The sequence below is a fragment of the Streptomyces sp. AC627_RSS907 genome (assembly GCF_019049165.1).
Genome location: NZ_JAGMUE010000827.1, coordinates 1 through 757, shown reverse-complemented (window position 1 = coordinate 757; position 757 = coordinate 1). Strand labels below are relative to the sequence as shown.

General features: G+C 80.7%; 1 pseudogene. It reads right to left on the bottom strand.

The annotated features are described in order from the left end of the window. Positions 1-757: pseudogene (locus KUM32_RS38865) on the bottom strand (hypothetical protein); the annotation flags it as partial.

Below are 757 nucleotides of genomic sequence, written 5' to 3'. Positions count from 1 at the left end.
GGGCGTGCAGCGCCTGGTTGGCGGCGTTGATGATGAGCACGCGGGCGCGTACGTGCTGCGCCGGGTCGGCGGCCTGGGCGGTGACGGGCTCGGCCAGTTCGCGGCACAGCTCGTAGTCGGCCGCCGCGTACGCGTGCGCGGCGCCGCTCAGCAGTCGCTCGCAGCGGCGCCCGGGATGCCCGGCCGGGGTGCGCAGCGCGGCGAGCCGGGCCAGCGCCGCGGCCTCGTCGGGCGCCCCGCGCCGCCGGGCCTGGTCGGCCGCGCCGGCCAGCGCCGTGGCCAACTCCTCGGCCGGGCCCGGGGCGGCGAGCGCCAGGTGCCGGGCGTGTTCGACGGCGCCCGGGGTGGCGGCGGCGAGCCGGGCGTGCGCCGTGCGCCGCTCGGCGGCGGACGCGGCGGCGTAGAGGGCACTCGCGTACAGCGGATGCGCGAAGCGCACCGCGACCCCGTCGTCGGAGACGACGAGCAACCCCGCCGCCACGGCCTGCGCGACCGCGCGCTCGACCAGCCCGTCCGGAGCGGCCGGCACGAGCACGGCCCCGGCCCGCGCGCACGCGTCACCCGCGCCCGCACCCCGTGGGCCGGCGCCGGACGCGGAGACACCGGACGCGGAGACACCGGACGCGGAGGCGTGCGACGCGGCGACCCCGGACGTGCGGAGGTGTGACGTGGAGGCGTGCGACGTGGAGGCGCCGGACGTGGGTACTCCCGGCCCGGGGGCGGCGGGCGACGAGGTGTCGGAGGCGAAGGCGTGGTG